General features: G+C 46.1%; 15 protein-coding genes. 1 reads left to right on the top strand and 14 read right to left on the bottom strand.

The window, feature by feature from the left end; genetic code table 11:
- Nucleotide 1: 1 nt before the first annotated feature.
- The 5 genes from recG to M8E35_RS07260 all read right to left on the bottom strand — a co-directional run bounded on the left by recG (nucleotide 2) and on the right by M8E35_RS07260 (nucleotide 6231).
- Nucleotides 2–2515 (bottom strand): ATP-dependent DNA helicase RecG, encoded by a 2514-nt coding sequence (recG, locus tag M8E35_RS07240; RefSeq protein WP_252468174.1) that lies wholly within the window; start codon nucleotides 2513–2515, stop codon nucleotides 2–4.
- Entirely contained in the window at nucleotides 2512–3375 is an 864-nt protein-coding gene (sdaAA, locus tag M8E35_RS07245) for an L-serine ammonia-lyase, iron-sulfur-dependent, subunit alpha (protein WP_252468176.1), read from the bottom strand. Before sdaAA ends, recG begins: the two co-directional genes overlap by 4 nt.
- 16 nt (nucleotides 3376–3391) lie before the next feature.
- Nucleotides 3392–4060 carry an L-serine ammonia-lyase, iron-sulfur-dependent subunit beta gene (gene sdaAB / locus M8E35_RS07250; RefSeq protein ID WP_252468178.1) on the bottom strand — a complete coding sequence of 223 codons (669 nt, stop codon included), beginning with the start codon at nucleotides 4058–4060 and terminating at the stop codon, nucleotides 3392–3394.
- A gap of 83 nt (nucleotides 4061–4143) precedes the next feature.
- Nucleotides 4144–5793: a fatty acid kinase ATP-binding subunit FakA gene (gene fakA / locus M8E35_RS07255; RefSeq protein WP_508012190.1), complete on the bottom strand. Its 1650-nt coding sequence runs from the start codon at nucleotides 5791–5793 to the stop codon at nucleotides 4144–4146.
- 81 nt (nucleotides 5794–5874) lie between these two features.
- Entirely contained in the window at nucleotides 5875–6231 is a 357-nt protein-coding gene (locus M8E35_RS07260) for an Asp23/Gls24 family envelope stress response protein (RefSeq protein WP_073028263.1), read from the bottom strand.
- Nucleotides 6232–6510: 279 nt separating this feature from the next.
- On the opposite strand from M8E35_RS07260, the gene rpmB reads away from it, so the two are divergent.
- Nucleotides 6511–6702 (top strand): 50S ribosomal protein L28, encoded by a 192-nt coding sequence (gene rpmB / locus M8E35_RS07265; protein WP_073028264.1) that lies wholly within the window; start codon nucleotides 6511–6513, stop codon nucleotides 6700–6702.
- Between the two features lie 261 nt (nucleotides 6703–6963).
- Here rpmB and hslO read toward each other — a convergent pair whose 3' ends face one another.
- The 9 genes from hslO to M8E35_RS07305 form a co-directional block, all read right to left on the bottom strand.
- Nucleotides 6964–7839, bottom strand: coding sequence for an Hsp33 family molecular chaperone HslO (gene hslO, locus M8E35_RS07270; RefSeq protein WP_252468181.1), 876 nt, complete (start codon nucleotides 7837–7839; stop codon nucleotides 6964–6966).
- A gap of 79 nt (nucleotides 7840–7918) precedes the next feature.
- Nucleotides 7919–8047 (bottom strand): hypothetical protein, encoded by a 129-nt coding sequence (locus M8E35_RS26455; RefSeq protein WP_289710719.1) that lies wholly within the window; start codon nucleotides 8045–8047, stop codon nucleotides 7919–7921.
- 49 nt (nucleotides 8048–8096) lie between these two features.
- Complete coding sequence (locus tag M8E35_RS07275; RefSeq protein ID WP_229245290.1) at nucleotides 8097–8300, bottom strand: hypothetical protein; 204 nt, start codon at nucleotides 8298–8300, stop codon at nucleotides 8097–8099.
- 80 nt (nucleotides 8301–8380) lie between these two features.
- Nucleotides 8381–9031 carry a thiamine diphosphokinase gene (locus tag M8E35_RS07280; protein WP_252468413.1) on the bottom strand — a complete coding sequence of 217 codons (651 nt, stop codon included), beginning with the start codon at nucleotides 9029–9031 and terminating at the stop codon, nucleotides 8381–8383.
- Between the two features lie 14 nt (nucleotides 9032–9045).
- Complete coding sequence (gene rpe, locus M8E35_RS07285; protein WP_252468182.1) at nucleotides 9046–9705, bottom strand: ribulose-phosphate 3-epimerase; 660 nt, start codon at nucleotides 9703–9705, stop codon at nucleotides 9046–9048.
- 1 nt (nucleotide 9706) lies between these two features.
- Nucleotides 9707–10606, bottom strand: coding sequence for a ribosome small subunit-dependent GTPase A (rsgA, locus tag M8E35_RS07290; RefSeq protein ID WP_252468183.1), 900 nt, complete (start codon nucleotides 10604–10606; stop codon nucleotides 9707–9709).
- Nucleotides 10607–10649: 43 nt separating this feature from the next.
- The gene (pknB, locus tag M8E35_RS07295) at nucleotides 10650–12401 is read right to left on the bottom strand and encodes a Stk1 family PASTA domain-containing Ser/Thr kinase (protein ID WP_252468184.1); all 1752 of its coding nucleotides are present in this window, start codon (nucleotides 12399–12401) and stop codon (nucleotides 10650–10652) included.
- The gene (locus M8E35_RS07300; RefSeq protein ID WP_252468185.1) at nucleotides 12398–13837 is read right to left on the bottom strand and encodes a peptidoglycan D,D-transpeptidase FtsI family protein; all 1440 of its coding nucleotides are present in this window, start codon (nucleotides 13835–13837) and stop codon (nucleotides 12398–12400) included. The genes pknB and M8E35_RS07300 overlap by 4 nt, the downstream gene beginning before the upstream one ends.
- Nucleotides 13837–15120, bottom strand: a complete 1284-nt coding sequence (locus M8E35_RS07305) for an FtsW/RodA/SpoVE family cell cycle protein (protein WP_252468186.1) — start codon at nucleotides 15118–15120, stop codon at nucleotides 13837–13839. The genes M8E35_RS07300 and M8E35_RS07305 overlap by 1 nt, the downstream gene beginning before the upstream one ends.
- Nucleotides 15121–15123: the final 3 nt, after the last annotated feature.

The following is a 15123-nucleotide window of genomic DNA, read 5'->3' on the forward strand; positions in this document are numbered from 1 at the left end:
CCTAATGCACCCCTATATCCTCCGGTGGAAATCTTTTCAGTACTTCTTTGAAAAGCAGTTCAAATCTTTCAGGATTTTGCAAGGCCTTTTGGGCCATCTCATAAGCCTTTTCCACTAGATGTCCGTCTCGCGAAAGATCAGCAAGGCGTAATTCGGCTATGCCATGCTGTCTAGTCCCTAATAACTCCCCTGTTCCACGCAGGCGCATATCTTCTTCCGCTATTTTAAATCCATCTTCGGTTTGGCATAAAATATCCAAACGGCGACTGTCTTTGTTTCCCGCCAACAAAAAGCAATAAGATTGCTCACTCCCCCGTCCAACACGTCCTCTCAGTTGATGTAACTGGGCAAGGCCGAATCGTTCTGCAGATTCTATTACCATAACTGAGGCATTTGGAACATTCACTCCAACTTCCACCACAGTTGTGGCAACCAAAATATCAATATCTCCTGAATTAAAGGTCTTCATAATTTCTTCTTTTTCAGCGCCCTTCATTTTACCATGCAAAAGGGCGATGCGATGGTCCGGAAATCTCACTTGTAAATCTGTTGTTCTCTGTGTCGCGGAAATGAGATCGAGGGTTTCTGATTCGTCTACCAATGGACAGACTACATAAATTTGCCTTCCTAGATTGATTTGCTCGTCTAGGAATTTCTCCATTTTTGGACGGGAACGTTCTGATAATTTACGGGTAATGATCGACTTTCTGCCCACTGGCATCTCATCAAGCACCGAGAGCTGCAAATCTCCATAAAGCGTTAAGGCCAAGGTTCTTGGTATGGGTGTGGCAGTAAGAACTAAAACGTGAGGACTCTCACCTTTGCTCTGAAGCATTGTACGTTGTCGTACGCCAAAGCGATGTTGTTCATCTGTTACCGCAAGACCCAGGGCCTTAAACACGACCGTTTCTTGGATAAGGGCATGAGTTCCTACCACGACTTGCGCCTGACCATTTTCAATCATTGCAAGTGTACTCTCTCTTGACCCTTTATTCTGACTGCCAAGCAAACAAACTACGCTGATCCCCAAAGGAGTGAACACTTTCTCAAGCGATTGAAAATGCTGTAATGCTAGTATTTCCGTTGGGGCCATCATAGCCCCTTGATACCCTGAACCTACCGCGCGTAACAGAGCCGCCATGGCAACCGCCGTCTTACCAGACCCAACATCCCCTTGGACCAAGCGAGCCATCCCTTGCGGTTTAGCTAAATCTTGGAATATTTCTCGAATAACACGTTGCTGAGCTGTAGTCAGTTGAAAAGGCAAAGCTTTATAAAATCTCGTGATCAACTCTTCTCCGTCTAACAAAGGAGGGCTTCCCTGCCTTACCATTCCTTGGCGAAGTCGAGCCACTGCTAATTGCAAAAAGAGAACCTCTTCCCATACCAATCGATCCCTTGCTTGGGAGAGACTGGCATAATTCTTCGGGAAATGAATCTCCCGATGGGCTAAAGGCCGCTCCATCCACTGTCTTAAGACTTCTTGAGGCAAGATTTCCGGAAATTCTTCCTCCACCCGCTCTAAAACACCTTGAATCAAGTTGCGTATTACTTTGGAGGATAAGCGTGCCGTTTCTGAATAAACTGGCAAAATCGTTTGGGCATCTAAGTCAGAGACATCCGTAGGACTATTTACACCGGCCTTTTCAATATCCGTCACTAAAATTTCAGGTGTTTGTTGCTGCCAACGGACCTTTCCCGTAATTACTACTTGTGTTCCTACCGGATATTGTTTGAGGATAAATGGTTGGTTAAACCAAGTTGCGTGAATGAAGCTTCCCGCTTGCTCGATACTTAACTTAACAACTTTCATCTTTCCGCTCGTCACATGCCCGGCTGCTACTTTTCCCTCTACTGTGGCCAACTCACCATCTTTTAGCTCTGCTATCATGCGCTTGCGGCGATCTTCATACCGACGAGGATAATACTTTAGCAAGTCTATTATATTATGTATCCCAAGCAGTTCAAGCTGCCTGGCTCTTTCAGGACCAACCCCTTTAAGGAATTGTAAGGGCCTCGTTCGCAAAGACGTGCTTTTGCTTTTTGAACCTTTTGAGCCCTCAGGGGAAGGTTTAGGACTTTCTCTTTTTTCTTCAACACTCTGTTTTATTTGAAATTCAAATGTGTTTGTCTGTTCAGGGGGTATTTGAAGGTTGCCTTTCACGTCTGCTTTTCTATCGAATATTTCTTGTTTCTTAGGTATTCGCTCTTCTAGCGGTGATTGACTTTGCCCCAAAGCATCCTGAGCTTCAATCGTTATTTCTTGCAGGAAGCGTCGAAGTTCGGAAAAAGCCTCTCTACGACGGAGCGGATTCAGAGTTGGATAGTTCTGAGCCAACTTTCTCAACAAATCCATATCCTTTTGGGGAAACAGCTTCTCAAGTCTGGGGAGAATCCCCCGCAAAAAAGAATTAAATCCACCCAATACCCCTGCATTTGTAAAGCCCTGTCTTTCTTCTGCCAGAAGCGCCCTTTGGAAATTGTTTAAAACTAATTGAACCTCTGAAAGCTTCATAGGAAATCAGCCTGAATCCGGCGGCCCGTTGGGGTAACTGCAAGGCCCCCTTGTGCTGTTTCCTTTAATGCACAGGGCATTTGTTTTCCAATCTGGCCCATTGTATCGATAACCTCATCAATCGGAATCGCACTCTTCACCCCAGAAAGCGCCATTTCAGCCGCTGCTAGTGCTATCGCAGCTCCCGTAGCATTTCGTTTGACACAGGGAATTTCAACAAGTCCACCTACAGGGTCACAGACCAAACCTAGCATTGATTTCATAGCAATCGCCGCAGCATCGGCCGCCTGTCTCGGAGATCCTCCGGCCAATTCCACTGCCGCCGCTGCAGCCATAGCCGCTGCAGATCCGATTTCGGCCTGACATCCGCCCTCAGCTCCAGAAACACTGGCTCGTTCAGTAAGGATCATTCCCAATCCCGCAGCCGTGAAGAGAGCAAGTATGAGGTCATGCTCTGAAACTTTACAGGTCTCCTCAACCGTGAATAAAACCGCTGGAAGCACTCCACAAGAACCTGCAGTCGGTGCAGCTACGATTTTACCCATACAAGCATTGACCTCAGCCACCGCAAGTGCCTTAGCAATGGCACCGCTTATTTGGTCACCGACCAGACTGGTGCCCTTTTTCCTGCGATCTTCGACTTTAGCCGCGTCGCCGCCTACCAACCCAGATAATGAACGTCGTTTCCCGATTAGCCCTGCTTCAACGGACTCCCTCATCACCATTAAGTTAGCGCTCATACGTTGGAATAGCCCTTGCTCCGTTTGTTCCAGTTCTTGGATCTGGTCTTGGAGTATAACTTCACTTAGTTTTATTCCTTTAGTTTCAGCCTCAATAACCCAATCTTCATAGGCTCGCATTGAATTTCCTCCTAAATTATAAAGGCTCAATAGCCATTACTTGCTCAATTTTGGGCAATTTTCTCATTAGATCAAGAACGGCATCGTTAATCGCTTGATCTGTCTCTAGAATCATCAGGGCTTGGGCCCCCCTCTTTTCACGTGAAACCCGCATGCTGGCAATATTAATTTGGGCCGTCGCCAGGAGGAGAGTCACTTGAGCGACTAATCCGGGGAGATCCTGGTGCAAAATTACCAATGTGGGATAGTCCCCCCGAATTTCCACTTGAAAGTCATTGATCTTATGAATAACTATAGTCCCTCCTCCAACAGACGAACCGACCACTTGAACCTGGCCACCTGATCTTCCAACTAAATCAAACTTCACAGTGTTGGGATGAACCTCTCCGAGATCTGCAATTTCATACTTAACGCTTAGACCTCTTTCTTTTGCCAGCTTACGAGCATCTGGTATCCTTTCGTCATCAGGAAGCAAGCCTAGAAGTCCTGCGAGTAACGCCAAATCTGTCCCATGCCCTTTCCCCGTTTTTGCAAAAGAACCATGCAGAAAAATCGTCCCTTCAACAGGTTCATCTCCCAAGATTTTTCTAGCCATTCCTCCCAAGCGAACTGCACCAGCTGTGTGTGAACTAGACGGACCAACCATGATAGGTCCAAGAAGATCAAATACATTACTCTTTCCCACAACTTCCCCCCCAATATTAATGGAAAACTTGGCCACACCTAGCCATATAAGAAAAAACCTCCGGAAAAATTCCGGAGGTTAACCTATTCCACACCAAAGATATAATAGTAGAGCGGTTGCCTACCGGGATGAACCTCAACTTCGATGCTTGGATTCTCTTCTCGGAGCCAATCCTGGAGACGTTCAACCTCTTCAAGTTTTGTATCTTCTCCATAAAATATTGTAACCAAGTCATGGGTTTTCCATTCCATTTTATCCAATGTTGATTGCGCCACTTCATATAACGATTTTCCCGTAGAAACTATTACATCTTCAATCAATCCTAATATATCACCGTCTGAAATAGTTAAATCCCCATATTGAGAGTCCCTGACAGCATAAGTTACTTCCCCGGAGCGAACACTGCTTAGCCCTCGTTCCATATTCTTAATATTTGTCTCTGCTTCTCCATCACTGTTAAAACTCAGTAACGCCGAAATCCCTTGGGGTATCGATTTACTTGAAATCACATGCACTTCTCGTTCCTGCACAACATCTTTTACTTGACGAGCGGCCATGATGATATTCCCATTGTTCGGCAAGATAAAAACCTGTCGAGCAGGAACCTTCCGGACTGCCTCAGCAAGATCTTCAGTACTTGGGTTCATAGTCTGCCCACCGAACACCACCTCGTCGGCACCCAGACTTATAAAGACATCCGCAATTCCCTGACCCATTGCAACAGCTACCACACCAAACTCCTTGAGCGGTTGGCCTTGATGTTCAATTCTCGTGTCAGTCTGCAAATCCTCTGTTGTCTCATTTTCTTTCATGGCATGGGCCATGCTCTCATTTTGCTCTAACATATTATGGATTTGAACTTGGTGAAGTGAACCCCATTGTATGGCGTAATCCAAGATCTTACCTGGATTTTTGACATGCACATGAATTTTTACCACTTCAGACGTCCCTACAACGAGCAGGCAGTCCCCACGGTCTAATAAATCTTGTTTTACCTGTTCAACACGCAAATCAGTTCCCTTTACCAAGAATTCTGTGCAATAAGGGTAGTCCAGGTTTTCGATTTGCATAAATTCTTGTCTTGTTGCAGTAGATCCTTCTACATTTGACTTTAGCGAACTTTCCGTTTCGCTCATGGTATCTGAAATAGACGTTTCTCCAGTTAATACTGCAATCCACCCACCTAAGATTACGAGGAACCCTTGCCCGCCAGCATCAACTACCCCAGCTTGTTTAAGCACGGGCAACATTTCCGGTGTTTTGGCTAGGCTTTTTAATCCCTTTTGCTCTGCTTCTTTAAGAGTCTCCAGCAGAGATCCACCACTCTTGGCCATGGCTAAAGCTGCTCGCGCTGTCTCCTTCGAAACCGTTAGGATCGTGCCCTCAACAGGTTTCATGACGGCTTTATAGGCCGTATCTACCCCTGCTTGCAACGCTTGGGCGACTTGAAGAGCATTGGCCGTATTCAACCCTTCCAAACCCTTGGCAATACCTCGCAGGAGCTGAGAAAGGATAACCCCTGAATTTCCGCGAGCACCCATTAAAGACCCCATCGAAGCGGCTGCGGCAACTTCTCCGATGGATTTGCCAGTTATCTTTTCCGCGTCCCTCGCCGCAGACTGAATCGTTAAGTACATATTCGTTCCAGTATCCCCATCTGGTACAGGAAAGACATTCAGAGCATCAACTTCATGCTTTTTTAATTCTAGGGCCTTCGCCCCCGATGCCATCATCTGTCTCCATAGTTGTCCGTCTAGAACACTTGTTACCTTTGCAGCTGCTGGTCTCAAAACCATATCCCCCTAATCTTTTACCTACTCTAAAACGCGAACACCTTTTACGTTCACATTCACTTGGGATACGTTTAATCCCGTAAGCTTCTCAGTGGTATAACGAACGCGCTCCATAACACTAGCGGCAACTTCAGAAATCTTAACGCCGTATCCAACGATGATATAAAGATCAATAACAACTTCATTGTTATTAATGGTAACCACCACACCACGGGCCAAATTCTCCCGTCGCAACAAATCGGCTACTCCATCCGTAATTTTACGTGAAGCCATACCGACTAAGCCGTAACACTCAACCGCCGTAGCACCTGCAATCGTGGAAATGACTTCTTCAGAGATTTCAATTTTACCTAAATGATTAATGATTTCTTTTCCCATATAAGGACCCTCCCCTTCCGGTATCGTCCACGTTGAACTTATTCTACCAAGGAAATGAAAAATGTTCAAAGAAAAAGTGAAAAAAATTCAATAGAACTCTTAGTATTTCTTCATTTGATGAAATAAATTCCAAATTCCAGGCGAATTGGCCCTAACTCAATCCCCCTAAATAGGAACTCCAAGGATATTTAAGAAAAATCCGCAAAGGAACCTTGCCAACCAGCAAGAGTTTTGATAAAATGAACAAGTGTCATTTCGGCTGCAAAGGAGGTTTAGCGCATGGCTAATGTTTGTGCTGTATGCGCCAAAGGAGTAGTCACTGGATTTCAAGTCAGCCACTCTCATATAAGAACAAAGAGAACTTGGAAACCAAACTTGCAAAACGTTCGTGCAATAGTGAACGGCACTCCTGCCCGGATCAAAGTTTGCACCAGATGCTTACGTTCCGGTAAAGTACAACGCGCTGTCTAATGAATCAAAAGCCCGACATTTGTTCGGGCTTTTTTCATACTCAAAATCCACCTCTTTTTCCCAGCCCAGAGGGTGTGATTTTGCGGAGTGAACCCTTTAGGCAGAGTCGCGTCAATCGCGCTTGGATTTCGAAGTGCCGGCGTGGCAGAGGTTCACATGCAGAACCACCCAGAGGTTGCCAACGCTCGCTTCGAAATCCAGCGCGATAGCGACGGCGCCTAGGGTGAGCGGAGCAACATCACACCTTCGCGCGCAACAACATCACGCCCTCTCCCAAATTTCCCGTAACTCTTCAACATTAAACTGAAAATGTTCATTGCAAAAATGGCATACCATCTCGGCTTTTTCATCCGAGATCAGGTCTGCTATTTCTTTTTTACCCAGGGACACCAAGGTGCCACTCAAACGTTCTTTTGAACACGTACATGTAAATCCAACCGAACGTCGCTCTAAGACATGATAAGAGAGTTTCCCCATCAGAAGACCCAATAACTCGTCCATGTTTTCACTCTGGGCTGCCATCTCACTAATACCCGCCCCTAACAGCCCAAGCTGACTTTCAATCGCTTGGATATCTTCTTCGGTTGCCCCAGGCAACGGCTGAATCAGAAATCCGCCTGCTCCAGCAACATGATAATCTTTTTCAACCAAAACCCCGAGCAACATGGCTGAAGGAATTTGTTCAGAAGATAACAAGTAATGCACTAAATCCTCGGCAATCTCCCCGCTAACCATAGGAACCGTTCCAGTATAAACCTCACCATTTTGCAAACTTCTGCTAACTGTTAACTCACCGCAACCAACCGCTGCGCCAACGTCAAGCTTACCAGAAGCCTTAAGCGGCAGGTCCACCAAAGGTTCCCGAACATAACCCCTTACCTCACCCTGCGCATTTCCAACAGCAACAACCCCCTCCAGAGGCCCGTCACCTAATAAGCGCAAAGTAACACTCTCTTCACCTTTGAGGGAACTGGCCAGGATAAGAGCTCCAGTCATCAACCTCCCTAACGCTGCCGTTGCCACCGGAGACATACCATGACGTCTGCGCGCTTCCTCCACCGTATCCGTTGACTTCACCAAAACCCAACGAGCATTCCCCTCAAGCATAGTACCAATCCAAAGTTCATCATGTTGCATAATCGTCTTCCTTATCTGTAATCTTATTTTTCTAACACTGAAATATGATGTAACGGAACACCCAGAACAACATACACACCTAGTCTATCCCTAGCAAGCGCTCATTACACTCCCATTCAAGCCCAAACGCCGCAAGATCAAACGATTCAACCATCCCACCCGACCCTTCCAGCGCCCCTAGACCCTCCCCTAAAGGGCGTGATGCCACGGGGTGAACCCTTTAAGCAGAGTCGCTTTAATCCCGCCTAGATTTCGAATCACCAGCGTGGCACGGATATCCGTGGATGGACTGATGTCGCGATGCGATGGCGCCTTGTGAGCGGATCAACATCAAACTCTCCCGTTCCCTGCCCCCGTCGACCCCAAGCCCAGAGGGCGTGATGTTGCGGAGCGAACCCATTAGGCAGAGTCGTGTCAACCATGCTTCGATTTCTCGGTGCCAGAACGGCACGGGTTAACATGCAGAACAGCCCAGAGGTTTGCCGTTCTCGCCGAGAAATCAAGCATGGTAGCGACGGCGCCTTGGGTGAGCGGAGCAACATCACGCCCTCGCGCACCTGGGCATAACCACCATAACCCAGCCCTCATGAACCTCAACCACTGCCTTCTCTCCCAAAAAAACATTACTCACACCCCGCGGACGGTCCTGACGAAGAACGCCCTTCTGAAGCGGATAATACAGCCCCTCTGTCGTGACAACCGACTCCTCTGACATCGAAATCAACGAGAGTTCCTGCCCGGATGCCCCCCAGATCTCTTCCCGCCCCTGAACAATCCACAATTCATGCTCAGGGTCAATTACGCGTATCCGATACCCTTTCTTGGCATAGGCGAGCATAAGCCCTACATTACCGAAGAAATGATCAATTCGTTTTCCAGTCGCCCCATACAGCCAAATATCCTTTTCGCCAAGCAAACGAGCCTTTTCCTCAGCCCGCAAAAGTGCCAATTCAAGATCCGTTTCATCTTTTTCACAGGGATAACGTTCAATAACACATCCCACATCTTTAAATCGATCTAAGTTTTCAGGTAAAATCGAATCCAAGTCTCCGATTATCAGATCAGGCATACGCAAAGACAGGGCAGCATAGTTTGCTCCCCCATCCGCACAAATCAAAAAATCAACCTCTTTAAGAACTTGCTTTCCCCATTCCAAATCCCAAACGCCATTTGCTAAGACAGCAATCTTGATATCAATCACCGACCTTACTTCACGCTCGCAGCTTGACGAATATTTTTAACCGCTTGTTGCGGATCAGGTTGAGCAAATACAGCGGCACCGGCCACTAAAATATGAGCCCCCGCTTTGGCAACGACAGAAGCCGTTTCTAGATTAATTCCGCCATCAACTTCAATTAGACAAGAGGATTTGGTTTGAAGAAGATGATGATGAAGAACTTGGATTTTCGGGATAACGTTGGGTATAAATTTTTGCCCGCCAAACCCAGGATTTACCGTCATCAAAAGAACCATGTCCAAATCTTCCAAAATATACTTTAACCCATCAAGCGGAGTCGCTGGATTGAGTGCAATTCCAGCCGTCATTCCATGTTCTTTGATCTGTTGAATTACACGGTGAACATGAGGAGTCGTCTCTAAATGAAAGGTTATATGATCGGCACCAGCCGCAGCAAAATCTGCAATGAACTTCTCCGGCTCATCAACCATCAGGTGCACATCAAAACGCATACGCGAGTGATCTCTTATGGATTTAACCAAGGCCGGCCCAAAGGTAAGGTTGGGAACAAAGTGCCCATCCATGATATCGATATGTAAAACCTCTGCACCAGCCTCCTCAACCAGTTTTACCTGATCTCCCAGGCGGGAGAAATCTGCGGATAATATAGAAGGGGCCATCTGTATCACATTAATACTTCCTCTCTGCTTCAATTACTTCTTTTAAAAATATAAGGTAGTGCTCGTAACGTTCAGGAGAAATCTCCCCTGTTTCCAGAGCAGCTTTAATCGCACAATTAGGTTCTTTATCGTGCAGGCAACTGTTAAAACGGCATAGACGTCGACGATTAGCAAATTCAGGGAAACAATCCGTTAATTCTGCGCGCTTCATTTCCGGTAAGAAGAGGGATGAAAAGCCTGGTGTGTCTGCTACCAGCCCCCCGGCACACACCATTAATTCTACATGGCGTGTGGTATGGCGGCCACGCTTTGACTTAAGACTTATTTGCCCTGTTTTCAGCTTCTTACCAGGAGATAAGGCATTAAAAAGACTAGACTTCCCAGCTCCGGAAGGTCCTGCAAGCACACTTATCTTATTCGTCAGACGAACAGCGATTTGATCAATCCCCTGACCCGTCTCACTGGAAACCTCAAACACGTCATATCCGATTTTTCGATAGACATCCGTAATAGCATGACCCTCTGAGCCGTCGTTTAATGCGTCTTCTTTATACTTGTCTAATTTGGTAAAAACTAAGATAGGCTCAATGCCCGCATCCGTCACTTGAATTAACAAACGATCCAAGAGATTGAGATCGGGCTTAGGAGAAGTCATGGCGAAAACCAGAATTGCTTGATCCACATTAGCAATAGCAGGCCGTGTTAATACATTTCGCCGCGGCTCTACAGATTCAATAGTCGCCTTATTCTCCTCTTCTTCCTCTTCCGGCAGAATGTTCACCCGATCACCCGGTAAAAACTCTTGATCTTTAACGCGAAAGCGACCGCGCAGGGAACATTCCCATACTCGGTCCTCCGCATAGACATAATAAAATCCTCCATATCCTTTGAGTAAGAATCCATTGATCATTTTTATTCCTCACTAATCATCGTTTGGGAATTATTACATAGAATTATTGTTCTTTGAGTCTGCCCTTTTGCACGCCAGCCAAAAACTGAGCTATCATCACATTATTACTGCTGGCCTGTGCCTCTAATCCTTGGGCAAAAGGACCGGGTCCCCGCGAAACAACCATCGTCACCTCTGAGCCCTGCTGAACACTTTCTCCAGGGCTAGGGATTGTGCTTATCACCACATCTTCTGGAGAGGTATAAGAAACCTCGGTCTCAATCTTCAGAACCAGCTTATTTTGATCAACGAGGATCGTCTTCGCCTCAGAAGATAACTTCCCTATCACACTTGGCATATTGATCGTCGACCATTGTGGTCCAGTACTTACTGTTAAAGTAATATTTCCATCTTTAGGCCAAGAAGATTTTGGCATTGGATCTTGACCAATAACAGCATCTTTAGCTGCATCATCAGGCATAGGCACCAAGGTTATCTCTCCGGTAAATCCAGCATTCTTGATTAGATTTATGGCATTTTCCTTCGACATCTGTCCAATTATAACATTTGGAAATTCTACCAACTCGATCCCTTTGCTTACTACAACTTTAACTGTTCGCCCGACTTTCACCGAGTTATCTGCTTTAGGGTCCTGTCTGATAATAAGATCCTTATTAACTTCGTCACTAAACTCTTGAGTTACCTCTGGATCAAGACTTAGTTCAGCATCCTTTAAAAAATCCTCTGCTACAGGCACCGTTTTACCCGTTAAATCCGGGACCTTTGTTGATCCTACCGACATATAGTTCCAAATTCCTCCCACCAGTAAGGTGAGGAGAAGTACAAGCCCTCCAACAATCAAGAGGCTGCGCCTCTTATTTACAGACTTAATCGGGACAGAGTCTATGACTTCAATCGGGTTCAGAGCCTTACCCATTCCTTTGTGAGTCTGAGTTGCCTCCGGATCAATTGCTTGCGGAAGGCCAAACCACGCAATTGGTTCCCCAGCTTGAATATGGTTCAAATCCTCAAGCAACTCTTTAGCAGACACATATCTTTGTTCGGGCGACTTTGCGATCGCTCGCATAATGACCCCTTCTAATTCTTTGGCAATCCGAGGATTAAGCTTACTCGGCGGAACAGGCTCTTGCTGTAAATGTTTAAGGGCAATAGCAATCGGAGTTTCACCATCATACGGAACTTTACCCGTGAGTAATTCATACAGAACGATCCCCAAGGAATAGATGTCTGATTGCTCATTACTTTGTATCCCCTTGGCTTGCTCGGGGGATAAATAATGAACTGAACCGACAATGTCTCCAGTATGAGTCACGGTCGCTGAAGATACAGCCCGCGCAATACCGAAATCTGTAACTTTAGCGTGCCCGTCTGCAGTAACTAATATGTTGTGAGGTTTAATATCCCTATGAATAATATGGTTCTCGTGGGCATTTCGGATAGCTCCTGTGATTTGTCGGGCAAGATTAATGGACTGTTCTGTGGAAAGTGGGGCGTACTCACGAATAATTTCCTTGAGATTGCGACCTTCCACATATTCCATAACGATGTATTCTGTATCTCCATCTTTACCTACATCATAAATTGAAACGATGTTGGGGTGAGACAAGCTAGCTGCGGACTGAGCTTCCCTCCGAAAACGACGAATAAAGTCTTCATCTGTGACAAACTGCTCCCGGAGCACCTTTATGGTCACGACACGGTTAAGTAAAAGATCCTTAGCCTTGTATACAATCGCCATACCTCCAGCACCAATTCTGTCCAGAACCTCATATCGTCCCCCGAAGATTTTACTCACTTTTTGTCACCTACTTTCTGGTTCAGTGCTTCTTGAATAATCTGTCGTGCAATCGGGGCAGCATTCCCGCCTCCGGTTCCACCATTTTCTACGATTACGGCAACTGCAATCTGCGGTTCTTCTGCAGGTGCAAAGGCAATATACCAAGCATGCGTCGGAACATTTCCTCCAGGCTCTGCAGAACCCGTTTTACCCGCGACCTGAACATTGGGCAAAGCCCCTGGCGCAGCCGTCCCTTCAGTTACTGCGGTGACCATGGCGCTGGTAATCTTATCTGCTTCCTCTTTGGAAAGTGCGGTTAGCCAAGGCTGAGGCTTCTGTTGAAACAGGATATCTTGAGAAGGGTCAAGAACTCTTTCTACCAAATGAGGAGTCATAATAACTCCATGGTTTGCAATTCCGGCTGTCATTAATGCCATATGAAAAGGGGATACTAGAACCTCCCCTTGTCCAAATGTACTGGCAGCCAGCAGGTTTGTATTCAACGACGAAGGATTTTTAGCCTCCTGCGTAATTGAACTCCTCGGTAAACTAAGTTCAAAAGGAATTTTTTGCCCAAATCCAAAGCCTTTAACAACCGAAAGAAAAGTCTGATCTCCCGCCTGAACCCCAAACGTCGCAAAATACGTATTGCAGGATTCGGCCAAAGCCATATTATAATTAACCCAGCCATGCGCTTTATCGTTTTGTTCTCGAATGACTTGTCCGTTAATAATGGTTGATCCCTGACACTGATACAAATCCGTCGTATTTATTCCACTTCGAAATAAGGCTGCCGAGGTCACTACTTTCATAGTAGATCCTGGCGGAAAGAGGGAAAAATAACGGTGCTCCAGCGGCCTTTGCTTCTCAGCCAAAGGCCTTTTTTCTTCCTGACTAATGATCTCATTCCAATGTTGATCGAGGTTTGTGGGATTAAAACTGGGTTGGCTAACCATGGCCAGTACTTCCCCTGTTCGAGGATCCAGAGCCACTGCTGCCCCCATTTTCCCTTTAAGCGCATCATAAGCTATACTCTGTAAACGTGAATCCAAGGTAAGCACCACATCGTCTCCTTGACGCGGCAGTGCAAAGAGTTGCTGAACTGCTTGGGTGGGGGTAGCATTCTTGATTCCTAACAACCAATCTGCCAAGTTTGCTTCCAGACCGGAAGCCCCCAGTTTCACAGAAGAATAACCCAAGGCAGGTTCAAACATTTCCCCTTTGGGATAAACTCGAACCTTTTTCCCGTTGAGAATTTGAGTTTGAGCTATTATTTCGCCGTTACGATCAAAAATTCCTCCCCGAGTCACTCGGCTTTCCATCAGAATCAACCTGCGATTTGCGGGATTTTGGAGCAACGTATCCGCCCGAACAACCTGCCAATATACCAAACCAAGACTTAGAATAAAAAAACTAAAGGCCATGCCTAATGCTACTTGACGTACCCCTCGCATTATGTTGCATACTCCCTTCCCCGATTCTTGGTGGTGTGGGAACTTACCGCGGTGGCGTTAGAAATATTCAATAAAACCCCCAGTAGGATAAAATGAACAATAAGGGAACTGCCGCCATAACTCACCCAAGGAAGAGGAATTCCTGTCAAGGGCAACAGCTTTGTGACCCCAGCGAGAATAATCAAAGTTTCGGTACCAAGGAGAATGCCAATCCCTGCGGCCAAGATTTGCCCAAAGCGATCCTTAGCCCTGATACTTATCGCAAAAGCTCTCATAACAACAATCAAGAAGAGTACCAATACAGCCATAGCGCCAGCAAATCCCAATTCTTCAGCAATAACAGAAAAGATAAAATCACTTATGGCCACTGGCACGGTCGATGCCCCAATGCCATTGCCTAACCCCGTGCCCAGAATTTTCCCACCCCCAATTGCAAAAAGCGATTGGGCAATTTGATATCCCATCCCGGTAGGATCTTGCCAAGGATTCAACCACACAGACACTCTAACCCGAACATGTCTAAAGAGCATATATCCGACAGTTCCGGTTAACAAAAAAACCGGCATCGATATCCCTAAATATAAAGTCCGCTCTGTAACAACATAAAGCATAAGTACAAAAAGCATATAAAACACCAAGGCCGTTCCTAAGCTTTTCTGTGCGGCCAAAATGCCCAGTACAAAAGCCACCATAATCATAAACGGTCTCAATGTCCGCCAATCGGGCAAGGAGAATCTTCCCCATTGTACCGTCCCAACTCGCAACAACTCTTCATTTTCTTCCAAATAAGTTGCCATAAATAAGAGCAAGGCCAACTTAACAAACTCCTCAGGTTGGAGTCCGATTCCCCCGATCCTAAATGAGCTTGTTGCTCCGCCTTCCTCAGAACCAAACAGAAGAGTAACCAGCAACAACCCTACCGCTAAGAGTCCCCATATGTATCTAAACCTGCCAAAATAACGATAATCTCTGATCGACCATAAAACCGCATAGAACAACAACTGCCCAATATTCGCCCACCAAAACTGGTGCAAGGCCACATCGGGATTAATTCTCACCACAAATACAAGTCCTAACGCCATAATGGCCTGAACTACAGGCAGAATGTAGGGGTCTCCTTGATAATTGAAGAGATGTTCCATTAAGCTTCCCATAAGGACAATGACTGTAAAAATTAATGCTTGCCAAAGAAGCCTGCTCATTTCCGTGTCCAATTTCAGCAGGCCAAGTCCTATCCACATCATCCCTAAAATTAAAATACGCAAGGTTAAACGCCGAATCATAGG

Source organism: Desulfosporosinus nitroreducens (genome assembly GCF_023897015.1).
GTDB lineage: Bacteria > Bacillota > Desulfitobacteriia > Desulfitobacteriales > Desulfitobacteriaceae > Desulfosporosinus > Desulfosporosinus nitroreducens.

Coding starts and splice junctions, on each gene's coding strand:
- recG (WP_252468174.1), bottom strand. CDS start 2,515: ATGAAGCTTTCAGAGGTTCAATTAGTTTTAAACAATTTCCAAAGGGCG.
- sdaAA (WP_252468176.1), bottom strand. CDS start 3,375: ATGCGAGCCTATGAAGATTGGGTTATTGAGGCTGAAACTAAAGGAATA.
- fakA (WP_508012190.1), bottom strand. CDS start 5,793: ATGATGGCATCGGGGGCGAAGGCCCTAGAATTAAAAAAGCATGAAGTT.
- M8E35_RS07260 (WP_073028263.1), bottom strand. CDS start 6,231: ATGGGAAAAGAAATCATTAATCATTTAGGTAAAATTGAAATCTCTGAA.
- rpmB (WP_073028264.1), top strand. CDS start 6,511: ATGGCTAATGTTTGTGCTGTATGCGCCAAAGGAGTAGTCACTGGATTT.
- hslO (WP_252468181.1), bottom strand. CDS start 7,839: ATGCAACATGATGAACTTTGGATTGGTACTATGCTTGAGGGGAATGCT.
- M8E35_RS07275 (WP_229245290.1), bottom strand. CDS start 8,300: ATGTTAACCCGTGCCGTTCTGGCACCGAGAAATCGAAGCATGGTTGAC.
- rsgA (WP_252468183.1), bottom strand. CDS start 10,606: ATGATCAATGGATTCTTACTCAAAGGATATGGAGGATTTTATTATGTC.
- M8E35_RS07300 (WP_252468185.1), bottom strand. CDS start 13,837: ATGCGAGGGGTACGTCAAGTAGCATTAGGCATGGCCTTTAGTTTTTTT.
- M8E35_RS07305 (WP_252468186.1), bottom strand. CDS start 15,120: ATGATTCGGCGTTTAACCTTGCGTATTTTAATTTTAGGGATGATGTGG.